Origin of the sequence: Marivirga tractuosa DSM 4126 (assembly GCF_000183425.1) — a bacterium.
GTDB lineage: Bacteria > Bacteroidota > Bacteroidia > Cytophagales > Cyclobacteriaceae > Marivirga > Marivirga tractuosa.
Map to the genome: position 1 here is coordinate 3,463,974 of NC_014759.1, position 24,040 is coordinate 3,488,013.

At 35.0% G+C, this 24,040-nt stretch carries 21 protein-coding genes; 6 read left to right on the top strand and 15 right to left on the bottom strand.

Annotated elements, in window-relative coordinates; translation table 11 throughout:
* Positions 1–123: 123 nt before the first annotated feature.
* The 11 genes from FTRAC_RS14680 to FTRAC_RS14730 form a co-directional block, all read right to left on the bottom strand.
* Complete coding sequence (locus tag FTRAC_RS14680) at positions 124–1,800, bottom strand: DUF885 domain-containing protein (protein WP_013455056.1); 1,677 nt, start codon at positions 1,798–1,800, stop codon at positions 124–126.
* A gap of 164 nt (positions 1,801–1,964) precedes the next feature.
* Entirely contained in the window at positions 1,965–2,432 is a 468-nt protein-coding gene (locus FTRAC_RS14685; RefSeq protein ID WP_013455057.1) for a hypothetical protein, read from the bottom strand.
* A 454-nt stretch (positions 2,433–2,886) separates the two neighbouring features.
* Positions 2,887–4,089: a GAF domain-containing protein gene (locus FTRAC_RS19395; protein WP_013455058.1), complete on the bottom strand. Its 1,203-nt coding sequence runs from the start codon at positions 4,087–4,089 to the stop codon at positions 2,887–2,889.
* Positions 4,090–4,284: 195 nt separating this feature from the next.
* Complete coding sequence (locus tag FTRAC_RS14695; protein ID WP_013455059.1) at positions 4,285–4,497, bottom strand: hypothetical protein; 213 nt, start codon at positions 4,495–4,497, stop codon at positions 4,285–4,287.
* Between the two features lie 107 nt (positions 4,498–4,604).
* On the bottom strand, positions 4,605–5,339 hold the full coding sequence (locus tag FTRAC_RS14700; protein WP_013455060.1) for a head GIN domain-containing protein: 735 nt from the start codon (positions 5,337–5,339) through the stop codon (positions 4,605–4,607).
* Positions 5,340–5,510: 171 nt separating this feature from the next.
* A complete protein-coding gene (locus tag FTRAC_RS14705) occupies positions 5,511–6,863 on the bottom strand; it encodes a M28 family peptidase (protein ID WP_013455061.1) in 1,353 nt (450 codons plus the stop codon).
* A 483-nt stretch (positions 6,864–7,346) separates the two neighbouring features.
* Entirely contained in the window at positions 7,347–8,039 is a 693-nt protein-coding gene (locus FTRAC_RS19400) for a DUF2490 domain-containing protein (protein ID WP_013455062.1), read from the bottom strand.
* On the bottom strand, positions 8,020–8,652 hold the full coding sequence (locus tag FTRAC_RS14715) for a hypothetical protein (protein ID WP_013455063.1): 633 nt from the start codon (positions 8,650–8,652) through the stop codon (positions 8,020–8,022). The genes FTRAC_RS19400 and FTRAC_RS14715 overlap by 20 nt, the downstream gene beginning before the upstream one ends.
* A 3-nt stretch (positions 8,653–8,655) precedes the next feature.
* Entirely contained in the window at positions 8,656–9,876 is a 1,221-nt protein-coding gene (locus tag FTRAC_RS14720; RefSeq protein ID WP_013455064.1) for a TlpA disulfide reductase family protein, read from the bottom strand.
* A gap of 202 nt (positions 9,877–10,078) precedes the next feature.
* On the bottom strand, positions 10,079–11,773 hold the full coding sequence (locus tag FTRAC_RS14725; RefSeq protein WP_013455065.1) for a sensor histidine kinase: 1,695 nt from the start codon (positions 11,771–11,773) through the stop codon (positions 10,079–10,081).
* Positions 11,774–11,987: 214 nt separating this feature from the next.
* Entirely contained in the window at positions 11,988–14,237 is a 2,250-nt protein-coding gene (locus FTRAC_RS14730; RefSeq protein ID WP_041649886.1) for a WG repeat-containing protein, read from the bottom strand.
* Between the two features lie 47 nt (positions 14,238–14,284).
* Between FTRAC_RS14730 and FTRAC_RS14735 the strand changes: the two genes are divergently transcribed.
* Positions 14,285–14,620 carry an MGMT family protein gene (locus tag FTRAC_RS14735; protein ID WP_013455067.1) on the top strand — a complete coding sequence of 112 codons (336 nt, stop codon included), beginning with the start codon at positions 14,285–14,287 and terminating at the stop codon, positions 14,618–14,620.
* A 51-nt stretch (positions 14,621–14,671) separates the two neighbouring features.
* Here the strand turns inward: FTRAC_RS14735 and FTRAC_RS14740 are convergent, their stop codons facing one another.
* The 3 genes from FTRAC_RS14740 to FTRAC_RS14750 are packed head-to-tail and all read right to left on the bottom strand — an operon-like array spanning position 14,672 to position 16,802.
* Entirely contained in the window at positions 14,672–15,082 is a 411-nt protein-coding gene (locus tag FTRAC_RS14740) for a type II toxin-antitoxin system VapC family toxin (RefSeq protein WP_013455068.1), read from the bottom strand.
* Positions 15,063–15,308, bottom strand: coding sequence for a ribbon-helix-helix protein, CopG family (locus FTRAC_RS14745; RefSeq protein WP_013455069.1), 246 nt, complete (start codon positions 15,306–15,308; stop codon positions 15,063–15,065). Before FTRAC_RS14745 ends, FTRAC_RS14740 begins: the two co-directional genes overlap by 20 nt.
* 39 nt (positions 15,309–15,347) lie before the next feature.
* Entirely contained in the window at positions 15,348–16,802 is a 1,455-nt protein-coding gene (locus FTRAC_RS14750; RefSeq protein WP_013455070.1) for a sodium:solute symporter, read from the bottom strand.
* Positions 16,803–16,995: 193 nt separating this feature from the next.
* Between FTRAC_RS14750 and FTRAC_RS14755 the strand changes: the two genes are divergently transcribed.
* From FTRAC_RS14755 to FTRAC_RS14770, 4 genes are all read left to right on the top strand, one after another.
* Positions 16,996–17,292, top strand: coding sequence for an ATP-dependent Clp protease adaptor ClpS (locus tag FTRAC_RS14755; protein WP_013455071.1), 297 nt, complete (start codon positions 16,996–16,998; stop codon positions 17,290–17,292).
* A gap of 1 nt (position 17,293) precedes the next feature.
* A complete protein-coding gene (gene recR / locus FTRAC_RS14760; RefSeq protein ID WP_013455072.1) occupies positions 17,294–17,902 on the top strand; it encodes a recombination mediator RecR in 609 nt (202 codons plus the stop codon).
* 149 nt (positions 17,903–18,051) lie between these two features.
* Positions 18,052–18,849, top strand: coding sequence for a hypothetical protein (locus FTRAC_RS14765; RefSeq protein ID WP_013455073.1), 798 nt, complete (start codon positions 18,052–18,054; stop codon positions 18,847–18,849).
* Between the two features lie 174 nt (positions 18,850–19,023).
* On the top strand, positions 19,024–21,516 hold the full coding sequence (locus FTRAC_RS14770) for a M14 metallopeptidase family protein (protein ID WP_041649888.1): 2,493 nt from the start codon (positions 19,024–19,026) through the stop codon (positions 21,514–21,516).
* A 78-nt stretch (positions 21,517–21,594) separates the two neighbouring features.
* Here the strand turns inward: FTRAC_RS14770 and FTRAC_RS14775 are convergent, their stop codons facing one another.
* Positions 21,595–22,548, bottom strand: a complete 954-nt coding sequence (locus FTRAC_RS14775) for an NAD-dependent epimerase/dehydratase family protein (RefSeq protein WP_013455075.1) — start codon at positions 22,546–22,548, stop codon at positions 21,595–21,597.
* Between the two features lie 192 nt (positions 22,549–22,740).
* Here FTRAC_RS14775 and hemA point away from each other — a divergent pair, with 192 nt between their 5' ends.
* A complete protein-coding gene (hemA, locus tag FTRAC_RS14780; protein ID WP_041649890.1) occupies positions 22,741–24,009 on the top strand; it encodes a glutamyl-tRNA reductase in 1,269 nt (422 codons plus the stop codon).
* Positions 24,010–24,040 lie beyond the last annotated feature (31 nt).

Here is a 24,040-nt window from a genome sequence, read left to right on the forward strand (position 1 = left end):
AGGATTGTCCGAAATTTGATAGATGAATCAAAGCATTTAATACAAGTAGAGCGCCTTGAGAGCTCCTAAAATTTAAAGTTTTTTAGCTGATAGAATGTTTTCTATTGTTATTAGCATTCACTACTAATCATAGACTTCTTCCATATGACTTTTGGAACCGGTCATTTGCCATTGACCTAATGAAATCGGAATATTTCCGATGCTATTTAGTGTATCAAAAAAGTCTTTTAGTTGAAATGGTTCTTCATCGGATTCCTTTAATCTGGCATATTCAGCTATCGCATTTTCTAGTAAATATTTTCCCGTGATATAGCTAGTGCCATAACCTGGCTGGCGCAAATACAAGTGCTGTTCAAAAATGAGTAGTTCTTCTTCAGTATTCATCCATCCACGCGGAGTGTACTTCGTATGAATGCCTCCAGCTTCTTCCATGGTCATTTCATTAGCATGCGCATATAAGGATCCTAATCCTCGTGCAGCTCTTTGAGCGATCATGATATAGACAATTTCTCGGACTCTTGGTGAGTCGTCATAAAGACCAGCTTGCATAAAGATTTCTTCCACTGCTGTAGCAGTTCCCTCATTTCTGGAATCAAAAATATTATACAACAAGGGACCTTTTCTTATTTCACTTTGATGCGGTTCAGTATCCATTCTGGCTAATTCAAACCAGTGATAAAAATGAGAGTATAAGGGTCGTGGATCGTAATGCTCCCCGATTGTAAAGAAATTACGTTCATCCTTGGGTTTGTACTCGCCCAAATGCTCTCGAAGTGCTGGTTCAAAATAAGGTTTCACGGTCACTATTTCTTGCTCGTCCAGGAATTGGATCAAACTTTTTGCGGCCTCATCAGCCATTTTATCATAAGCTTCTGGAGAATCAGCATCCTTCAATTCGGGCAGATTCCTGTTTCTATGTTCTTCTAATTTTAGCGAAGACCAGGCACGGGCTAGCTCACGTTTAAGGAGCATTACTTCATCCTCCCAACTCAAAGGAACCAGATGTACGTTTTGTAAGTACCAGCTATAATTTTCTTTCCCGATTCCTGATGGGCCTGCTTTAGATTGCCCTTCTTTTTCTAACCAGCTAGCCAATTCATCAGTGGAAGTAATGGCTTGATCGATAATGGAGACTAATTCTTTATCCTCTTTAATCAGCGAATCATTTTTTAATTCGGTAAGTACGGTACTTTGTTCTTTGATATCTCTTATGCCAGCAATCCACAATTCTCGTGCATTTCCAGTCAAGTTTTGCTGCGCTTGTGCATTCAGTGGAGGGATGACTTTTAAATCCTCCATTAAGCGGACTCTTTCAGCAGTGGAAAGTGGAAAAGTATATGTCCATAATTCTGTTGTTGCATGATGAGTAGGACCTTCATGTGCAGGCACATCACTTCGATGACTCCAAACTGTTTTGTAATAAGCAGGATCACGAGTCCAGGGCTTTAACACTCTATGGTTAAAATCATATCCATTCATTTCAGCCCACACAATCATCCAATCTACCTGATTTTCAGTTGACCAGCCGCTTGTATCAATGGATTGTAGTTTTGATTGTAATTCTTTAAAATCTGGCCAACGCTTTTCAAAGCTAGCTTTGGTATAATCAGGAGCACCGTCAAATAGGGGAGGTTCTTCAAATGTTCGCCATTCTTTGAATAGAGTAACTAAATCTTCATAATTATTGGAGGAGTAGTTTACTTCGTTGGAGCTGCTTTCCGTAGTCTTTACTCTATCATTATTTTGGCAGCCAACAATAATAATACTTAGGAATAGGAGGAGTGAATATGTAGTTTTCAAGTGATTAGCGTTATGGATTGTTAATTCAGTTATGGTCTAAGGCATTAATATCTACAATGCTTTTCAACAATATTAAAGTAGTGATTAGCACTGAAAAAGCCTAATCTCCATCATCTTTAAGCTCTTTGACACTGACTAAGCTCAAAAAAGAAAGGATCAATAACTTAATCACCAGCCCAAGTGGAATGCATCATTTTTAATTTCCACCCATCTTTTGTCGAAACGGCCAATGCGCTTTCTAGCCATTTAGCTTCACTTACTAAGGTGTCAGCTTGCGTAAATTCAGCGAAGTTATAATAGGCAATTTGAATTGACTCACCGTATTTGTCTATCGCAATATATTCCATTCGGTTCGTTCGCTTGGGTCTGTTAGCTCGTGCTAACTTCTTCCGTATATATTCTTTTATTCTATCATTGTCCCAGATTTCGCCTTGTTCTAAAATAATGAAGTCATCTGTATGGTACTTGCTAATCTTAGTAGAATCTAATCCTGCCCACAAATCATCGAATGATCCTTGAATGAGGTCTTTCGCAATCTGAATTTCTTGTTCAGTAATGGGTTGGTATTCCTTTGTTTGCGTTTGACATGAACATAATAAGGTAAAGGATAAAGCTATAACTAGATATTTCATAAGATTAGTTAATCAGTTTAATTGTGATGGTTGCATGATTAAATATGCAGCTTTTTTTTTTAAAAGGAAGCTCGCTTGAAATTACATAAGTGTTTTTGGAATAATGTGTTTTCAACGTCCCATGAAATAGTCTGCTTAGGATTAATATGGTATGAGATTTTGAAGTTTTTTATTAATTGAGCATCAAAAACCGCCTTCTTTGTATTGGATTCAACAGTTCATTCTGGCTTTAGCTGTTTTTTAGTGTTATCTGCCTCTTCGTCCTATTGGGTAAAATCACTATAATTGATCGCCAGCAGTGCAATCAATTATGATGGTCTACTAATTTCTTTACAGGTTTTAGAGTGCTATAGAGAAGAGAGGTAGGGGATTTTGAGCCTTATTTGGTTAATTATTTTTTTGGGTTATTTTAAAGGAGTAAAAGGAAGCCGTTTTTCCTTGCTTTAAGAAAGTATTAGGTGCTGCTATTGACTAGTTTTAAGCTGATAATAATTCCATTACTTTTCTCTTTTAATACAATTGAACGTTGACTTGTCCCGATTAGTAAATTAAGCTGATTAAAAAGTTTATGGGCCGCTTCTTTAGTTAAGTCTGTTGACGTAAACTCTAAATCAATAAATTCATTTTTCTCGTTCACATGTAGCTGAATTCCGGCAGTAGAGTTTACTTCTTTAAGCTCTGCTGATACTATCAATAAACAATTTGAAATTAGAGCAATCGCTAGATCAGCTTTCGCTTGAATGATGACTTCATCGTCTATATCTGGCATAGGGAAGCCACCTACAGCTTTTGTTGCATTTCGAGTTAAGTCCTGAGCTGAAATTAAAATTTTTGTGATTTCTGATTCTGAAAAATTGGAAAGTAGATTTTTTAATGCGTCTAAACTGTCAATACTATTCAGTACGTTCATTTCAATGTTAAGAATTCTATCTTCTATTAACTCATTAGCCTCAATAGCGGCTTCTAGTGACATTTTGATCGTTTCTGAATTTTGGCTCTTAATCGATATGAATTGATTAGCGATGTTTAGAAAAGACCGTATTGTAGCTACGTTAGAATGACCAGAATCAATCAGTTTTTGAATTGGTCTTATCGAATCCGATATTTCGCTAAAAGCAGGATTTAATGTTCGGTAAGTAAGATCGAGCTTGGTTTGTTTCCTACTTTTAGTGAGCGTCTCCAGTCGTTGATTAACTTTTTCAGATAATTTGTAAAGCATCTGACGTTCCTTCTGAGTGAAGTTCCTAGTCTTGGTATCCAGCACGCAGAGCGAACCAATAACTACATTATCTATTTTTATAGGAACTCCTAGGTACGATTGGATATTAAACTCTTTAACAACATGTTGAGGTATTCTTTGGTCTTCAGTAGCATTATTCACCTCGAATATTTCTTCATCACGGACTACAAATTGACAAAAAGATGCGTCTCTATGTGTTCCTCTTGAAGTTTCTAGAATTTCTGGTAAGCCAGTCTGAGCTTTGAAGAATTGAATTTGTTCTAGGATTAGGCTCACTAACCCCATAGGCGTGTTTAATTCTTTCGCTGCTTCTTTTACTATTTCTTGCAGCTCGGCATCGTCAGTTTCATCTAGTAGATCTTTCGTAAATAATTTGTAACGATCGTATTCATCGCCTAAAATATCTATTCTGTCCATTTACCAATTTTAAGTAAATTTAGTCTAGATATTCTATATTTTAAAATATTCTCTTCATAAAAAAGGGGTGTTCTAATAGATGTGACAGTTCAAGCATAGTTCGGGGCTGTTTAGTTATAGAATTTTATTGAGATGCCATAAAAAAAGCTTGTCGATTATTTTCAACAAGCTTCCTTTTTTTCAATTATGATTTATCTATTCATCATCATCTGATTTTAATAGCGCATATGCAATAACTCCTCCAACCAAGGCAACTCCACCTACAAAAAGACCCACATTGAGGTTTCTTTGAATTTTTTCGGCTCTTGACAAGTAGCTGGATCCAATACCATTTTTAGCAATAAAGCTTTCTAAATCGTGCACTTTATTTTCTAATTCTTTCAGTGTTTTATCTTTTATCGTTGACATTTCGATATGTTTTAAATGATTTAAATAAAAACTACTCTATTATTATACAGGATTGAAGCCTATATTGTTACACCTAAACTTTTTAGATACTTATTATCTGATTGGAATTAATTTTTTCTTTCTACCAGACCAGCTCCGTATTCCTTCTTTACGATTTCTTTGGTGGCGCCCTTCACCAACATATTTCCACTGCCATAAATTTTGGCGTCTAGTTTATCTGACACATTGATTTTCATGGATCCCAAGCCATACAAATTTGCATTTGCATTTTGTACCTCAAAATCATAAGCATCGATTGTTCCTGCTCCGCTACTTTCAATATCCATCTTGTTAGCATATCCTTTGATGGTTAAATTTCCTGGCCCTGATAATTTGGCATCTACGGTTTCACTTTTTATATCTACTTCCATACTACCTGTCCCGGCCACCAAGAGTGAAAGTTTATCAGATGCGATGGAATTTTCAGTGATAAGCTTGCCATTTCCGTTTACTGATAAACTTTGTACATCTTTAATGGAAACATAAACTTTCAGAGTGGGCAACAATTTAATATTGTCAATTTTCTGCCATATGCTTTTACTTGATTTGGAGTCGTCTCTTTTAATGTTGATATGCAAAACTCCTTCTTTCACAGTAATCTCAGTTAAATCATAAATCTCTTTCTCTGCTTCAACCCTTACTTCCTCTTTATTGGATTGTTTTACATACACAGTATAGGCTGAATTGACACTAATACTGTGGAAATCCACTATATTCATCACATCATAACTGTTAACTTGAGCGGTTAGAGAGGATGAGATTGTCAAAAATAGTATTCCTATAATAAAAATTGATTTCTTCATTTTTAAATTGTTTGGTGATGAAATACAAACGATGAGTGTGTCAAAATGTTGACTAATGTAATTAATTAGGATAAATTACATAATTATATCGACTAACTAGTTAAAAACCCATATAAAAAAAAGACTTGCTGTTTAACAAGTCTTTTAAGAATCTAAAAGGAATCAGCTTCACTATCTAATCACTCTATCAGGAAATACCACAACCGATTCGTTTCCATTTTTATCTACCGCAGATACACCGAAATAATAATTATCAATTACAATGCCTTCTAAAGTATGCTCGTTTACTTTTCCTACATATCGGAAATTATCCCAAGTAGGGGAAGTAGTTAATCTCCAATAGATTTTATAGCCTACTATATTATCATTATCCACTTCATCCCATGCTAAAATGGCTGATGGCGCTACTACTCCGCCTATTCCTACATTTTGAGGAGCAGGTGGTGCCCACGCTAATCCTGCCAAAGAGATGGCGTTTACAGCCGTTAGTTTTTTGGCATAATCAAAATTTACGCCTTCCACTACATCTCCGTATTCAATTCCATCCTCCACTCTAATATCCTGATGCTGACGGTTATAATTTTCATGAGCTTCCATGATTCTGATGCCGGCAAAGCCTAAATCATTGAAAGGCCTGTGGTGTCCGCCTCTTCCAAATCGATCCAAACGGTAAATCATCATTGGATTCATTTCAGGCATGTAAGTTTGCGTTTGCTTATGCACATAGCGAGCCAATTGCCGCGAAATTCCGTCCACTTCACCGCCATAGTATCTGCGCATAGTGCGTTCTCTTTCAGTTTCAGTTGGAGGAACGGGTTCAGAGAATATTCTGAAAGTGCGATTGTCAATTACGCCATCTACACCTTCAATATTCCCGATCATATCATTATTTAAAATACCAATGATATTCCATTCGTTTTCTTTGGCATATTCAGCTAAACCGGCTCCTCCAAAGAGGCCTTGTTCTTCACCTGAAAGGCCTACATAAACAATGCTGTTTTTGAATTTATATTTGGACAGCACTCTTGCTGCTTCAATAGTGCCTGCCATTCCTGAAGCATTATCGTTTGCTCCTGGCGCATCAGTTTCATAATCCATCGTATTACTGGCTCGAGAATCTATATCACCAGACATTAATACATGATTGTTAGGGTAATCAGTCCCTTTTTGAATAGCGACTACATTTACTACCCAAGCATCTTTGGGCACTCTGCTGTTGCCTTCTTTGGTCACAAAATCTTTTTGGTAGAACACCTCTAGACAACCGCCACATTCTTCTGAAATTTTATCAAATTCAGCTTTTATCCATCTTCTGGCAGCCCCAATTCCTCTCGTGTTGGATACCGTATCCGAAAATGTATTTCTAGTACCAAATCCTGCTAAGGTTCTGATATCATTTTCAATTCTATCTGCAGAAACTGCTTCCACGATATCATAATGCCGAGTATCCACTTCCTGTGGTGCTTGCGAAAAGGCTGTCAATGCAATGCCGACAAAAGTCAGTGTTAGTATATGTTTTTTCATAGTACAATTTATTTTTTCTTGAATATATCAATATCAAAATCAAAAAGTAAGAGAATTGTTGGAGAATGAGTCTGATCTTTGATGAGTGGGTGAAGAGTTGGAAGATAGAAGTAGGAAGTGAAATCTAGTTTGAAGATGGGAGTACGAAGTTGGAAGTTTCACTTCGAGCTTCCGACTTCAAACTTCTGACTTAAACAAAAAAAACCTCAGAGCATCAAAGAAATTGCGTGAACCCCGATTATTACAGGATTTGGGCTGCTTGCCCGATCAGCCTTCCACTGTTATCCTGAATCCCTAAAAGGGAAACGAGGTCCGCTAGCTAGCGGATGAGGCCTGGCTTTACAGGTTTGCTTCACCCGGTATTGTCATACTTGTTAGGTTCACCAAAATTTGTTTAACACCCTGAGGATGCTGCAAAATTACAGCTTTCAAAGTTCAAACAAGAAGACATTATGGAAAGTTTTCCACAGAAGAAATATATTCTTACAAATTGAAGTAATAAACACTTTCGAATTGGATAATATGGTCTCGATTCGAACTGATTAAGTCGCTATAACGGCTTTGGACTGAAAATTGTAACTTTTGCCCACCCTTTATTAATCTTCCAATTCCTAAAGAAAATCTATTTTCCAGTTCATCTCCAAGGCCATTAAAAGCATAAACCAGTTCATTGCCTCCGATTAAATAAAATTCTTTTGGATCCAAACTTTCCCCTTGCAAGGGAAAATCATTGCTGATGGCATATCTCAATCTGGTTAAATAAACGCTAGATCGGATTCTTTGCTCTATTCTAAATTTATTTCCTAATCGGTAGCCACCAAAATTGGTGATAAAGGCAAATTGTTGCGTGATTCTATGCTCCCAACCACTTTCAGGTTCAAAAGGATCAACCGTCCTATACATATAGCCTAAACTTAATTTTTTACCTCCAAATAGGGTATATGTGCCAAATGATTTTATTTCCCAACGATCCGTTTTAAGATTGCTTTCCCCTTCACCATAATTTGTAAAACGTTGTCTGCCTGATATGGACATATTATAACTCCAGCGTGAATCTATTTTTTTGGTAACTGAAATTCCGGGTTCCCAACGGAGGGAGGGTTTGTGCTGGGTATTTCCCAAGAAGGGAATTGATATGAAAACAATAAAAAGAAATTTAGTAAAGTACGTTGTCATCAGCTCTTTTTACGATTTTCTTGATTTGCTCAATTTCACCTTTAGCATCAAAAAGATACTCAAAAAAGCCTCTTTCATTTTCTTCATCTACCACTTCAGCTTCAATTTCGTATTTGATGATCAGGTCTTCCAAATCCATTTCCATGAATTCCTCTACATACTCTTCATCATCATCAATTTCCAGTTCTCCATCTTCATATTCCTGTTCTCTGTTGTATTGAATCTGGATTCTGTTGAGCTTATACTTTTTATAATTGGTTTGAAAATATTGTTTTATTTGATCTTGAATGTCTTCAGGTAGCTCATTGAGTTCTTTAAGGATTTCGATATCCAGCAGGCTGCCGTCCTTTAAAAATTTGATACTGATTTTTTCATCTTTATAGATGGTCTTTACTTCAAAAAAGTAAGTTTCCTTCTCATAATCTTTGAAAAATCGAGTTCTTTTCCCCTTTTTAAGAATGGGTTCAATTAATTCCAATGCAGGTTCTGGAAATTCGTCTTGTTTTATTTTCTCCTCTCTTTCATATTTTTCACCAATTTCTTGGGCATAGGATATGCCAGTGAAAGCAAAAAGAGTAAAACAAATTAGTGATTTTTTTAAAAGAGAATTCATGAATTATTCACTTAAAAGACTGTCCATTTTAGCATTGAAATCTTCTACGAACTCTTCATAGTATTTTCCTGTTCCAGGACCGTTGAAACCTGTATGAATATTCACCAATTCACCATTTTTATCAATGATAATCATAGTTGGAAATGAAATTACACGGTTCAACATCGGCAGCGTTTTAGAGGCTTCTTCCTTATCATTAGTTCCCGCGATCAAGAAATCATATTTCACATCATATTTTTTGATCATTTTTTCAACCCTGCTTTTAGCATATTCAAAATCATCCTTGGCCTCATAAGCTAAACCAATAATTTCAACCCCTCTGTCTTTATTTTCATCATACCATTTCGTAAGAAATTTGGTCTCGTCCATACAATTCGGGCACCAAGTTCCAAAAATTTGTACGATTACTACTTTGTCCTGATACTTTTCATCTTGAAGACTCACTTTCTCTCCTTCCAAATTCGGGAAGCTGAAATAGATATTATCATATCCTTTTTTCAAATAAGTTAATGAATCGGGATGAGGGAGTTCTGCATCTTCATTTCGAAAGGCTGTCCAGCTTTCATACCAATCTTTTCCTGAATAAAAATGACCTTTTAAGGTATTATCAGGTTGCAATTCAGCTTCAAATAGAAAGGCATGGTTCCCATCAAAAGTGCTTAATTTCATTTGATTTCCTTCAGCAATGCCCACTAAGTAGCGGTAATCACCCAAAGGTGTTAAAAATGTCCCCTTGATATTGCTTCCGTTTTGCTCAAAAATTCCAACCGCTTCTGTGGTATCTTGTTCCTTAGGTTCTATAAAAGTAACTTCCCATTTTCCTGAGAAATCCGCAGGCTCTTCATTTAAATCACTCTTAAATCGAGTATCTCCTTTGTGAAAAGTTATAGGAAGCACATAATCTGCTTCGTAGTGTTTAGTATAGGTTCCCGCCAAAACATTATTGCCAATTTTTACATCTATCGAAATGTCGAATATATGTAAAGGAATATGGAGGGAATCATTTCTTTTTTCAATTTCATTTAATTCGATCTCTTCTTCACCATTAATAATGCTTGCTAGAATTTCTCCGTCTTGCTTTTCCTGAATTTTCATTTCGAAAGGCATGATTTTTCCCTGCATACTAATTTCACCAATCCACTTTCCAGATAATTCAATTTTTTTCTTTTCGGGAGAGCATGCAAAAAGTACAAGTAAAAGGCTAAATAGATATAATTTCTTCATAATAACTTATATAGTTTATAAGATTAATAACATTTGAGCAGACAGAAAATGTTTTCAGTTAGTTGATGGAAATTCTCCTGTTATGGCATTATAGATTGATTTTAACTTATAATGGAGTTTTGTGTTTCGTGAATTTCGAATCTAAAGTAAAATACTTTTGAGAAATATAGAGGGAAAATGGAATATTTCTTTGTTAGTGATATTAGGATATGGTTTTAAGAGCAACTTTAAATTCAGCTCCTTTTCCTTTTTCACTTTCTACCCATATTCTGCCGCCCATTTTATCAGCCATGGTTTTCACAATATAAAGCCCTAAACCTGTAGATTCGTCTGTCCCTATTGGTTTGGCCGAAAGTTGCTGATACTTTTTAAATAAGCGGCTTTTATCATCATCCGTTAGACCAGGACCTTGGTCTTTTACGGAGAATATAATTTCATCCCCTTCTTGATAGATAGTGTAATTTATTTGTGTTTCATTAGGGGAAAACTTAATGGCATTAGACACCAAATTGTCAACAATTCTTCTTAGATAAGTTCTGTCAACTTCAAGTTTCAGATTTTTATCTAAAACCTGTGTGATAAAAATAATATTCTTCTTGGCTGAGAGCAGTTCATATGGCATCAAACTCGAATCCACAAACTCTTGCACATCAATCACTTCAGGATTGAATTTTTTATCATCCAACACCATATTGCCCGTATCCAAAAATCCTTTCACTATTTGTAAACCATCCGCAACAACTTGCTTAATTAAGTTGATTCTTTCCACTTGCTGGGGACTCAAATTTTCCTGATTATCAGTTAATAAGAGTTGAACGATAGTGTAAACTTTAGCAAAAGGAGTTCTCAAATCATGGGTTACCTTTCCTAAAATATCATTATCATCATATTGCTGAATAATTCGTGACTCCTCAGCTTCCAAATCTGTAATACTTTTATTGCTGGATTTGCTCTGAAATTCAGTTAGGTTGGCATTTATTTCATTATAAGCAACATTAAGTTTCCTGAAAAGTGAATTTAGCCTTTCGTTAGCAAAATACAATTCACTTACATTATCAAACACCCATAATTCTCCTTCTTTACCTCCGATATAGGCATTTTTTCGGATTACTTTCAAGACGGAATTTTCAAATTTCCATATCCAGTCTTCTCCAAAACTTGAAGGCAATGCATTTAGGCTTATCATATTGCTGCCCACCAATTCTACTTCTTCTTTATTGGTGACTTTAACCTTTAGCTCTGATAGTTTTTTACTGAAGAGTTCGGAAGGGATTGATTTTTCGTTTTTCCCTAAACCAAAGATTTCAAGAGCCTCATTATTTAGCCAAGTATCACCATTTTTATTTTCAGTAAAAACTATGGCTTGAGGCAGACGATCTAATATCGTCTCTAAGCGCTGAGATTTTGATTTTTCTTTTCGTTCGTTATTAATCAGTAGGATCAGCTCTTTTAACCTTTCTGAAATAACATGGAAGAATTTTTTGTCTTGAGATGTTAAGTCAAACTTGTGTTGTGATGAAAAACCAATATAAATTTTCTGCTGATTAAGGTCAATAGGGAATATTAAATGGTGCTTAAAAAGCAAGAATGGCTTATTTATTTCAACAGTAAAGAAAGGATGCTGGCTTTTTTCCTTTAATTCATGGTTAAAAGGAATGCTTTCTTTTATTAAAGGGTTTTCCAAATCCCACTTAAGACAATGGTCTTTTTTACTTTCTTCTACCACCCAGTGTTCATCAGCTTCAAATTCACGAGTGATGAAATTTAGCATATTATTTAATGCTTTTGCAGGAACACCATTGGCTTCAACCAGTGAGCTTTCTTTCATTATTTTAAAAAGAAGTTCACCAGGAAGTTCAGAGGCAATTTCAGCGGTATGTTCTAATTTGTAAGCCATAAAATACACTAAGGAATTTAAATTATTTTATTTCATCCCTAAAAACAACTTAAATATACGCTAAAAATCACATCTTATCGAAAAAAGTAAGAATGAATATTTTTTTTAAACTGCTGAAATTCTTACAAAACTTGGTCAGGTTGACGTCAATATTGGCTAAACCTCATGATAGAAGTGGCTAATAGTAGAGTAGTGAAATATCGAAATTGCAGTATTATGGATAATCGCCAGCTAATATGTCGGTTAAGAAAACTTGTTCTTTTTTAGATTTTTTTCTGCCTAAAAAAAGATCTCGTTTTTCGTCATAAAAAATTTGGTCAAATTGCTTGTCGATTAAGCTTGTACCTTTCCTTGACAGAATTCTTGAAGTGCCGTATTTTTCAACCTTTAGAAAATCCTCGCTTACAGATATCTGATTGTAGGTTGGATAAGAAATCACTTCTCCTTCAATGTTTGCTATTCCCCATTTTGAGGCCTTACGCAACAAATAGAAGCCTTCTTCTTTAACAATTTCATCATATTCGGCTTCAATAATGAAATTCCCATTTATATCTATCAATCCATATTTGTTGTTGAATTGTACGAATGCGGTATTGTTTTCAAAATCAGATACCTCTGTATAGTAAGGCTGAACCACCAAATCTTCATTGCGGTTAATAAACCCCCATGAATTTCGGATTCTTACTGCAGACCTTTCATTATGAAATGGGCGCACGGTGTCATAGCGGTTGGCGACCCTTAAGATACCATCGGTGTTAATAAATCCCCACCCTCCCTGTTTTTGAATAGCTAAATACTCATCATCTGAAAATATGATGGTGTCATATTCATTAATTCTGAAAAGTTGTTTACCTGATTTATTGAGCAAAATATGCTCTTTTTCATTTCTAAATATTATCCCTGATTTTCCATGGCCATTATACTGGCCTTTTCTAAAATCTGTAAGTGCGTTTCCTTTAAAATCTATTAATCTAGATTTATAATTTACATCCTGCTCTACTCCAAAATTGCCATAAAAGTCATAATATAACCGAGCTTCAGATTTGCTTTTTCCGTCAGATATAAATTCACGAAGATATCTATCTACCAATTTATAATTAGTATTATTAATGGGTTTGATTTCTTTGTATTGAGGCGGGATAACCCAGTTGTTATCACGGTCAATTACTCCATAAAGCCCTTTGAAATTTACTATAAATTGATCTCCATTAGGCTTTATAGTTTCATATAGAGGTGGAATGATTTCAGTTAGTTTCTCATCAAAAATACCCCAATAGGATTTGATTTGTAATAGTATTGCATTATCGGTAAATTCATAAGATGCGGCTCTTAAGGATTCCCCCTTGCTACTGATGATGACATATTCATGACCTTGATATGTTTTCTTTTTCGCTGCAAAAAAATTCTCATTCCATTTGACGCTCCCGCTAAATTTCTCACTTATTATTTTATTGCTGTCTTGAACAATATATGTTTGAATTGAATTATTGAGGATAAAGTTATCTCCAAATACACCAACAATATCGGCATGAAATACTTGTTTGTTTTCTTGGATATCAGCATTGTAAATTTGTGCAAAAGAAGAGGTGTTCTTTACAATTAATTTATCGTTTAAATAGAAGATAGAATCAGCTTTGTGTTTTCCTATTTCTCTCCCTGTTTTATTCAGAACGGTCCATTCATCCAATGGGGTCACATAAATTTGTTTCCCATCATTCCACTCAATCTTTTTGTAGTCAATAGGTAGTAAAATTTTACCATCCTGCCTGATGAGGCCTTGTTTACCATTTTTGAAAATTATAGCCACTCCTTCCCTAAAAAGTGAGACACTATCCATATCCTCTAGAAGTATCTCGGGTTTAGGATCTACTTTTATAAGCTTTTTGCTTCCGTTTTTTTTGGTTAAAGTAAAATTATCATGCCCTAAATATGCAATATGAAAATACTCAAATGGGATAATTGCTTTACCAGCAGCGTTCATAATGCCAAAGAATATATCTTTTTCTTTTTTTGTAGCAGTGATTAGGTTTTCTCCGGCAGGATATATATTTCTGTAGCTTGATTTTATTTTGCGCTTTCCATTGGATTTGATTATACCATAAAACAGTACTTTGGAGTACTTACTTTTTTCAGAAATAATAAATAAATCATCTCCAAAGGGTACTAAGCTATTGTATTTGGGTTTTGAGATTTCTTCAAAGCCACTGGACATTAAGCCCCATAAACCATTTAGTTGATAGCCTATAAGTTCACTGTTGTGGACAGGTTTTCCATCAGACCAGCCGAAAGCTTGATATTTAGCATCCAGAATGATATTCCCACTTTCATTCCTTATTCCTTTCTTCCCCTTTTTGGAAAATATTTCTAAGCTACTGTCATTTGGGAATTCAGCATAAGCCTGAGCCATACTGGCGTAGGCAAATAAAGACCATGGAATTAGGAAAATATAAAGTATTTTTGTCATAATTGTTAACCTCAAAAATATAAAAGTAAAAGCAGTCTGCATATATTATGAAGGAAAAGAATGATTTTTTCGATCAGGTATACCAAGTTGTTCGATTAATACCTAAAGGAAGGGTGACATCTTATGGTGCAATTGCTAAATACTTAGGGGCTGCAAAAAGTTCCAGAGTGGTGGGCTATGCAATGAACGCTTCCCATGAAATGGAAGATGTTCCAGCCCATAGGGTTGTAAACAGAAACGGATTATTAACTGGAAAAATGCACTTTAAAACTCCAGATACAATGGAAACCTCACTTGAGGCGGAGGGGATTAAAGTAAAGAATGATCAAATTCAGAATTTTAAAGAAGTTTTTTGGGATCCTATGGAAGAATTGGAGATTTAATTAATCAAGTTAAAATTGACTTTTAATAAAGGGTATTTATGATTCCTAATACTACTTAAATATATTTTCAAGATATTTATTTCTGATATCTCTGTAGATATAGAAATCAGAATCTATGCTTGCAATTTGATGAATCCCTTTTACCTGTGAAGCAACAATCAGGCTTGCATCTGCCAAATCCATAGGCACATCATCATATTTTTTAGTTAATTCAGAGAGTCGATCAATATGGTCATGCTCCATTTCATAAATCTTCAAACCACCTCTTTTTATCCATTCTAAAAAATTAGCCTGAGCTTTTGTGCCGAAACTCAACATATGAGAAGTCTCGGTAATTACTGGCCAAGTAGTAATAAGTCCTCTCTCGAGTGATTTAAGAAATGAAATTGCTTTTAAATGGTATTTATCGCTTCTGTCAAAAAGCGCAATTAAAGGGCCTGCATCAATGAGAATGTTTTTCATTTAGCATCTTTCTTAAGCGTTGCTTATAGGTGGTTGAGCGATCAGTTTCATTGCTTGAGGCTGCACCAAATAAATCTTGACCAGTTTCATAGGCGGAAACCTCTGACTTTTTAGTTAGATATTGAGCAAGTGCTTCTTTAACAACCTGAGATTTTGAAAGCCCATTTTGCTCACAGTATTCTGCAAGTTTCTTTTCTTCAGCTGATGTTAGTCGTGTGGTAAGCATCTCTAATTTATCTAGTATTACAAATGTAATACATATTTTTTAATCTGCAAGTTCCAATTTACTTTTTTTAATCAAAAATAATCCAAAGAAAGTAAGTAATCCGTTGACTACCAGTATTTCAAAACCAAATTTATAGCCACTGAACCATATTTCTGAATTGTCATTTATGATATATGAAAGAATAGGTGAAACAACTGCAACGACAGGGACCCATTGATCTTTTAACTGATATTTGGTAATTAAACCAAAGGTGAATAATCCTAAAATAGGTCCGTAAGTATAACCTGCCGCTTTAAAAACAGCAGTAATTACGCTTTGATCATTAATGGCTTTGAATGCTATGATGACCAAAAATAGAATGACTGAAAAGGCCAAGTGTACTCGGATTCGAATTTTCTTTGAAATGGGCTTATCGTCTTGTCCTAAACCGAGGAAATCAACACAAAAAGAAGTAGTTAAAGCTGTAAGGGCTGAATCAGCACTTGAATAAGCTGCAGCAATTATGCCCAAAAGGAAAACTACTCCTGCAATTAAAGGGAAATGCTCTAATGCAAGCAGTGGATATAAATCATCAGTTCTCGTTGGAATAGCAATATTCATTTCACCAGCATAAATATAAAGCAGGGCTCCCATGCTCAGGAACATGAAGTTCACAATCACTAAAACAATACAAAACCAAAACATATTTTTCTGTGCATCTTTCAAAGATCGACAAGTCAGGTTTTTTTGCATCATATCCTGATCTAAGCCTGTCATCACTATGGCAATGAAAGCACCGCTTATAAATTGCTTAAAGAAATTTTGACCGCTTTGCCAATCCCATACAAAAATTTCAGAATAGCCAGAAGCCGAAACTTTTTCTGTTAACTGAAACCATGACATATCCAAAGCATCTTTCATTAAATAGATGCTGATGGCAACTGCCGAAATCATGAAAAGAGTTTGTAGAGTGTCCGTCCAGACAATGGTTTTGATCCCACCACGGAAAGTATAGAGCCAGATTAATGCAATGGTGATCGCAACGGTAACCGAAAAAGGCCAACCATAAGCATCGAAAATAGCTAATTGCAGAACTCCAGCTACTAAAAATAATCTAAAAGAAGATCCTACTATTCGGGATAGTAAAAAGAAAAATGCCCCACTTTTATAGGAGTATTTTCCAAATCTTTGTTCCAGATAAGTATAAATACTGATTAGATTAAGTCGATAATAAAGAGGAAGTAAGACCGTGGCAATCACGAGATATCCCACCAAATAACCCATTACCACTTGAAAATAAGCAAATGCAGTATTGCCTACTTCGCCTGGCACACTTATGAAGGTCACCCCAGAAAGAGAAGCTCCGATCATCCCAAATGCCACCAAATACCAAGGCGATTGTCTGTTGGCGGTGAAAAATGTAAGATTGTCATTTTTACGCGAAGTAAGATAGGAAATCCCCATTAAAACCAAGAAGTAAACGGAAATGACTGTAATAACCAGTATTGGACTCATATAGAAAAGTTATGGTAAATGAATTCGAAAATACAATTACAAAAATTAATTTTTATCAATTAATCCTATTTCTCAATTAATTTTAAAATCGGCTTTTCTTAAATAAAACCGAATTTGGTTAAATTTTCGTAAATTTGCATGTGAATTATGCTTAATTGTAACATTAGGCTATTTTTAAAGTTATTGAGTCGTGATGAGTGATTTTAAGATATATTATCAGTTTGAAGAAGACAAAAGAGAAGAGGTTTTGGAAACGACCTCTGATGAGGATATCAATGATTTAATTGTATATAATGATGATGTGAATACATTTGACCACGTCATCAATACATTGATAAAAGTTTGTAAGCATTCTCCAGAGCAAGCCGAACAATGTACATTATTAGTACATTACAAAGGGAAATGCGCTGTAAAGAAAGGTTCTTTTGTTGACTTGATTCCTTACAGACAAGCTATAGTAGATGCAGGAATAAATGCCGAGATAGAATAATATGGAGTTTTCCTCTAAATTAATTGAATCTGCAGTAAATGAATTTTCGAAGCTGCCTGGCATTGGAAAAAAGACTGCATTAAGATTAGTCCTACACTTATTAAAACAAGACGAAAATTTTACTACTGATATTGCGCAATCTCTTGTAGATATGCGTCAGAATATCAAATACTGTAAAAAATGCCACAATATTTCTGATGAAGTGGTTTGTAATATCTGCAAAAGTCATAAAAGGGATAATTCTATTATCTGCTTGGTGGAAGATACTCGTGATGTACTAGCAATAGAAAATACTTCTCAATACAATGGCTTGTACCATGTTTTAGGCGGAATTATTTCTCCTATTGAAGGAATTGGACCAGAAGACCTGACTATAGATAGTTTGATGGAAAGAGTTTCGAACTCAGATTCAGAAGTAAAAGAAATCATTTTCGGACTGTCTCCCACTATGGAAGGCGATACCACTGCTTTCTATATCAGCAAGAAAGTAAAGCAGTTTGGTATTAAAACCAGCACTATTGCCAGAGGAATTCCAATTGGTGGTGAGCTGGAATATGCAGATGAAATTACTTTGGGTAGAAGTATTGTGAGTCGAACGGCTTACGAATAGCCCTAATCCTTAATCCTTTTTCTTGATAGAGAGGGATCGATTATTAGAGTTATTAACTTTAATTAGTTGTCAATCAAGTATTTACAAATAAAGTATCAGTTTTGGCACAATACTTGGTTAATCCTTCATAACACCAAACAATTAAAGTTATGAAGAAGCACATATTACTTCCGTTTGTTTTAGGATTAGGATTATTGTTTTTCTCTAATTCTGCAAAATCTCAAAATTTTCAAATTGTGGCTTCTTTTGGTACAGCACATAACTGGGCAGTTCCAAATGCAGTACTTTATGAAATTGATTACTACTATCCGTATCATCAGATTGTTCATATCAATCGTGAGCAAAGAGGTAGAAATCTATTTTATAATGTTTTGCTAGAGAGAAGAGGTCAGTTTGTGGAATTGTTCTTTGGTAGACACGCAATTATTTTGGATGTCAACTACTACAATAGATATCCATTAGCACAGCATATATGTAGCGGTCATTGTGGTTATCATGGTAACTTTTATAGAGCTCACCAAGTAGTTTGTAATCATAGAGGCCATAGACATGGTCGTCATAATGGGCATAACCACATTGCTTACAGAAGTGGTAGAAATTATAATTCTTATGCAGTTAATAATGGTGCTGTCAATAGAAATGTAAGACCGAGTTATGCGTCAAATAATGTAAGAATAGATTCAAGAAGAAGTTCTTCTAGCCGAAGTTCAGTCGCTAGAAATGATGCTAGGGGTAACTCTAAGAGCAGAGGCAATAACGCTGGATACATAAGAAGCAATTCAAATTCAAGAACCAATAATTCTGAAGGAAGAAGCAATAGCTCAAATTCAAGAGTTACTGAATCCGTTAGAAAACCAAGTTCCGCTGTGAGAGGAAATGGGAAAAATAGAAGTAGTGATAGTAAAAACTCTAGATCTGCAAGTTCTTCTTCCAGAAGTAGAAATTAGTGTAAAGTTTTAATTTAAGTTTGAAGGCCTCAGAAATGAGGTCTTTTTTTTGTGAATAGGTTAAATAATAAAATGACTTTAATTATAACCGTTTATCAATTACATTTTAAATAGTATAAAAAACGATGTAAATTGAAAAATGAATTTAATAATCACTCCAACTATTTATACAGTATGAAAAAACTCTTTACTCTCATTCTCATATTTTTCCTTACAAGTGCTTTGTTTGCTCAAAATCTTCAAAGTCCTGAGCAAAAGTTAGGATATTCATTGGGCGATAAATTTACTTTTCATCATCAAGTTGTAGATTATTTCAAATATCTAGCTGAAAATTCTGATCAAATTATCTTAAAGAAATATGGTGAAACTTATGAAGGAAGACCACTTTATTATGCAGTGATTTCTTCAAAAGAAAATATAGCAAATCTTGACGAAATACAGCGTCAAAACCTTGCGCAAACAGGGCTGAAAGGCAGTTTTGAAGCTGTTGCAGATAAGGCTTTGGTATGGCTGAGCTACAATATTCATGGTAATGAAGCCTCATCAACCGAAGCATCCATGAAAACAGCTTTTGAATTATTGAATGGAGGAATGGAAAGTGAGGAATGGCTAAAAAATACTGTAGTCATAATGGATCCTTGTGTAAACCCAGATGGAAGAGATCGTTATGCTAATTTTTACAGAAGATATGGCGCAATGGATTTTAATCCTAATTTAGAAGCTGTAGAACATGATGAGCCATGGCCAGGTGGTCGACCAAACCACTATTTATTTGATTTGAATAGGGATTGGGCATGGCAAACACAAACTGAATCAAAAGCTAGAATGAAAGCATATCATGAATGGATGCCTCATATTCATGTCGATTTTCATGAACAATCCATCAATAGTCCTTATTATTTTGCTCCTGCAGCTGAGCCACTTCATGAGGTGATTACGGATTGGCAAAAGGATTTTCAAATCCAAATCGGTAAAAATCATGCAAAATATTTTGACCAAAATAATTGGCTATACTTTACCCGCGAAAGGTTTGATTTGTTCTATCCAAGTTATGGAGATACTTATCCAACTTTCAATGGTGCAATAGGAATGACTTATGAACAGGCTGGTAATGGCAGAGCAGGTTTAGGAGCTTTAACTTATTTAGGAGATACGCTTACTTTAAAAGATAGGCTAGAACATCATTTTACTACAGGTATGAGTACGGTTGAGATAGCTTCTCAAAATGCTGAAAAGCTGAATACAGAATTCAGGAAATACTTCTCTAAAAATATTAACAATCCTGAAGATCAATTTAAAACCTATATCATAAAATGGACTGAGGCTAAAAAAGGGGAAATCAAAATCTTATTAGGCTTTTTGGAAGATCAAAAAATAGAAGTAGGACAAGTAGGGAAAGATCAGAAGCTCAGCGGATATAGCTTTTTTGAAAGAAAGGAAAGTGGTTTCATTTCAAATAAAAAGGATTTAGTAATTAGTGCCTATCAACCAAAATCTACCTTAATCCAAGCACTGTTCGATCCTAAGCCACAATATAGTGATTCCCTTACTTATGATATAACCGCTTGGGCGATTCCTTATGCTTATGGATTGGAAACCTATGGTTTGAAAAGTAAAATTGGTTCTCAGCCTATTGTAAATACAAAATTTGTTCAAGAAAATTTACCTCCTGCTTATGCATATGCTGTCAGATGGGAGTCTTTCAATTCTGCTCAGTTTTTGGCAGAAGCACTCAAAAAAGATGTAAATGTTAGAATTGCTTATAAAAACTTGAATTTTAGTAGTAATCAATTTGCAAAAGGAAGTTTAATTATTACTCAAACTAATAATGAACATATCAAGAATCTTAATGAAGAATTGTTGAAGCTTGCAAATCAATTTGAGATTGAAGTTTTTCCTATATCGACAGGTTTCTCGGATAAAATATATGATATAGGTTCATCGGAAATCCAATTTTTACAAGCACCAAAAATAGCAGTCTTAATGGATGAAGGTGTTTCTTCTCTTGCATATGGTGAAATATGGCATTTTTTCGAGCAGTCATTAGATTACCCAATTACTAGCATAAGGTTGAACAGACTTGATAGAATCAATCTTTCATATTATGATCAGATTATTTTGCCGTCAGGCAGTTATTCCAATTTATCAGAAGAAGGAAGAACTCGACTAGAAAGTTTTTCTAAGTCAGGAGGAAAGCTTATCGTGATGGGCTCTGCCATATCGCTTTTTTCTGATAAAGATAATGAAAATTTAAAGTCAAAAGAGGATGAAACTACAGAGGAAGCTCTGGCTTTATACGAAAATGCAGAAAGAAAGCGGTTGTCAAGCAGTATTTTCGGAGCTATTTATGATATCCAGCTGGATAGTAGTCATCCGCTCGCTTTTGGTTTAGGAGATCAATATTTTAGTCTGAAAACTTCTGGTAAAGCCTATGACTATCTGCCAAATGGCTGGAATGTTGGGGTAATTAAATCGAAAAACAGTCATGTCGCAGGCTTTGCAGGATTCAAAGCAAAAGAAAAGCAGCTTAATAGCATGGTGTTTGGTGTTGAGTCCTCTGGACGTGGTGAAATTGTTTATTTACAAGACGATCCTCTTTTTAGAGCTTTTTGGCACCAAGGAAAAATGTTATTTGCCAATGCTTTATTTATGGTAGGAAATGATTAATTCCTTTATGTAAAGTAAAAAGGCTGTTTTTGATTTTAATTATTCAAAAACAGCCTTTTCTTATGATCTGGAAATTTTCTAAAATTCGTATTCAGGAAGTTTCTCCAAAATATCTTCTACCATATCTTCCAAAGTATATGCCGGCTTCCAATTCCAGTCTTTTTGTGCTTGGCTATCATCTATGCTATTGGGCCAAGTGTCGGCAATCTTTTGTCGGTAATCTACATTGTAAGTAATCTTAAAGTCAGGATGTTGTTTTTTGATTACTTCATAAATGTCCTTTGGAGTGAAACTAAGTGCTCCTAAATTGTAACTAGATCGAACACTTATTTTATCTGCAGGTGCCTGCATTAGATCAATAGTTGCTTTAATAGCATCTGGCATATACATCATTGGGAGGTAAGAATCTTCCCTCAAATAGCATTCGAAATCTTCACCATTTAATGCCTTATGGAAAATGTCAACTGCATAGTCAGTAGTTCCTCCGCCGGGCAATGATTTATAGCCAATCAACCCTGGATATCTTAAACTTCTAACATCTACACCATATTTTTCATGGTAATAGGCGCACCATCTTTCCCCTGCTAATTTACTGATGCCATAAACTGTATTAGGATCCATTACGCAATCCTGTGGTGTATTGTCCACTGGAGAGTTTGGACCAAATACTGCAATTGAACTTGGCCAATATATTTTCGAGAGTTTTTTCTGTCTGGCGACTTCTAAGACGTTAAGCAGACTTTGCATATTAAGATCCCATGCAAAAATCGGGTTTTGCTCCCCCTTGGCAGATAATATCGCTGCTAGCATGTAGATCTCAGTGATATTATATTGATCAACTATTTTAGCCAGTTTTTCAGCATTCATGACGTCCAATTGTTCAAAAGGCTCATTCGGAAGAGGTGCTTTTCTTGGAGCTTGAATATCAGATGCAATTACATTAGCGCTTCCATAAATCGCTCTCAATTCAGTTGTAAGCTCTGTTCCTAGCTGACCATTTGCTCCTATTACTAATATCGTATTCGTTTCCATCGGTAAAATTTTGCACGAATTTCGTTATTTTATTTTGCTAAAAAAATAAATGGAATGAATTGACAATATTTTGTGTTAAAAGGCTGTAATAAGCGGAGCCTTATTTAGAAAAATAATAAATAAGCAGAACTACTTACATCTATTTTATTTCCTGTTACTTAAAAGTTATTTTTGCGTATTCGTTTTAGAATTATGAAAGAAAATTTCAAAGCAATAAGTTTATCATTCAAAAATGCCCCTATCGAAATTAGGGAGCAAGTCTCTCTTAATGACGAGGCTATTGGTAGATTATTGAACTATTTCAAAGAGTTTACCACTGTTTCCGATGTGTTGGTGCTATCCACTTGCAATAGAACAGAGATTTACTATTTCAATGAAGAAGAACTTTCTGAAGATATCATTAAATTAATAGGGATTGAAAAAGGAATCAGTGATTTTGGTTCATTTAAACCCTATTTTGAAATCATTAATGAACATTTACCAGCAGTTGAAAGGTTATTTAGAGTAGCAATGGGCTTAGAAGCTCAAGTTGTTGGTGATATTCAAATTTCAAATCAAGTAAAAAGAGCCTATCAACTTTCAGCTGATTTACAATTGGCAGGTCCTTTCTTGCATCGACTGATGCATACTATATTCTTTACCAATAAAAGAGTAGTGCAAGAAACTCCATTTAGAGATGGTGCTGCTTCAGTTTCTTATGCAGCAACTGAATTAGTGAAAACGCTAACTTCGGATATTAAGAATCCTAGGGTTTTGGTAGTAGGAGTAGGTGAAATAGGTGAAGACGTTTGTAGAAACCTTGTGGGAGATAGTAGGCTTTCAGTTAAAATCACCAATAGAACAGAAGAAAAAGCTAAGGCTTTAGCAGCAGAATGTAATTTTGGGGTCCATCCTTTTACTGAATTGTGGGAAGGTGTAAATGAGGCCGATGTAATTGTTTCTTCCGTGGGAGCATCAGAACCAATATTTACTAAAGAGAAGGTAGATGCTTTAGATATTTTAAGCTTCAAATATTTCATTGATTTATCCGTTCCTCGTTCAGTAAGTAATGAAGTAGAGGAAAATCCAGCTGCTTTGGTTTACAATGTTGACAGTGTGAGAAGTAAAGCGGATGAGGCTTTAGAAAAAAGAATTACGGCCATACCTCAAGTTGAGGATATTATTGAAGAGTCGATGGAGGAATTCAATGATTGGTCAAAAGAAATGGCTGTTTCTCCTACTATTAATAATCTCAAAAATGCACTTGAGCAGATAAGGCAAGAAGAACTTGCTCGTTATCTGAAAGAAATTGAAAGTGAGGACCGTAAAATTGTAGATAAGGTGACCAAGAGCATGATGCAAAAAATCTTGAAATTGCCTGTACTTCAATTAAAAGCTGCTTGCAAAAGGGGCGAAGAAGAAACCTTAATAGGGGTTTTAAATGATTTATTTAATCTTGAAAAAGATACTGAAAAAAAGTAAATCAATAATGCTTGTAGGATAAATGCTTATC

Bases quoted from the DNA above. Each gene is read 5' to 3' on its own strand.
- hemA (WP_041649890.1), top strand. From the start codon at position 22,741: ATGAAAGAAAATTTCAAAGCAATAAGTTTATCATTCAAAAATGCCCCT.
- FTRAC_RS14695 (WP_013455059.1), bottom strand. From the start codon at position 4,497: ATGTCAACGATAAAAGATAAAACACTGAAAGAATTAGAAAATAAAGTG.
- recR (WP_013455072.1), top strand. From the start codon at position 17,294: ATGGAGTTTTCCTCTAAATTAATTGAATCTGCAGTAAATGAATTTTCG.
- FTRAC_RS14715 (WP_013455063.1), bottom strand. From the start codon at position 8,652: ATGAATTCTCTTTTAAAAAAATCACTAATTTGTTTTACTCTTTTTGCT.
- FTRAC_RS14730 (WP_041649886.1), bottom strand. From the start codon at position 14,237: ATGACAAAAATACTTTATATTTTCCTAATTCCATGGTCTTTATTTGCC.
- FTRAC_RS14750 (WP_013455070.1), bottom strand. From the start codon at position 16,802: ATGAGTCCAATACTGGTTATTACAGTCATTTCCGTTTACTTCTTGGTT.
- FTRAC_RS14700 (WP_013455060.1), bottom strand. From the start codon at position 5,339: ATGAAGAAATCAATTTTTATTATAGGAATACTATTTTTGACAATCTCA.
- FTRAC_RS14725 (WP_013455065.1), bottom strand. From the start codon at position 11,773: ATGGCTTACAAATTAGAACATACCGCTGAAATTGCCTCTGAACTTCCT.
- FTRAC_RS14735 (WP_013455067.1), top strand. From the start codon at position 14,285: ATGAAGGAAAAGAATGATTTTTTCGATCAGGTATACCAAGTTGTTCGA.
- FTRAC_RS19400 (WP_013455062.1), bottom strand. From the start codon at position 8,039: ATGACAACGTACTTTACTAAATTTCTTTTTATTGTTTTCATATCAATT.
- FTRAC_RS14685 (WP_013455057.1), bottom strand. From the start codon at position 2,432: ATGAAATATCTAGTTATAGCTTTATCCTTTACCTTATTATGTTCATGT.
- FTRAC_RS14770 (WP_041649888.1), top strand. From the start codon at position 19,024: ATGAAAAAACTCTTTACTCTCATTCTCATATTTTTCCTTACAAGTGCT.
- FTRAC_RS14745 (WP_013455069.1), bottom strand. From the start codon at position 15,308: ATGCTTACCACACGACTAACATCAGCTGAAGAAAAGAAACTTGCAGAA.
- FTRAC_RS14765 (WP_013455073.1), top strand. From the start codon at position 18,052: ATGAAGAAGCACATATTACTTCCGTTTGTTTTAGGATTAGGATTATTG.
- FTRAC_RS14755 (WP_013455071.1), top strand. From the start codon at position 16,996: ATGAGTGATTTTAAGATATATTATCAGTTTGAAGAAGACAAAAGAGAA.
- FTRAC_RS14720 (WP_013455064.1), bottom strand. From the start codon at position 9,876: ATGAAGAAATTATATCTATTTAGCCTTTTACTTGTACTTTTTGCATGC.
- FTRAC_RS14740 (WP_013455068.1), bottom strand. From the start codon at position 15,082: ATGAAAAACATTCTCATTGATGCAGGCCCTTTAATTGCGCTTTTTGAC.
- FTRAC_RS19395 (WP_013455058.1), bottom strand. From the start codon at position 4,089: ATGGACAGAATAGATATTTTAGGCGATGAATACGATCGTTACAAATTA.
- FTRAC_RS14775 (WP_013455075.1), bottom strand. From the start codon at position 22,548: ATGGAAACGAATACGATATTAGTAATAGGAGCAAATGGTCAGCTAGGA.
- FTRAC_RS14705 (WP_013455061.1), bottom strand. From the start codon at position 6,863: ATGAAAAAACATATACTAACACTGACTTTTGTCGGCATTGCATTGACA.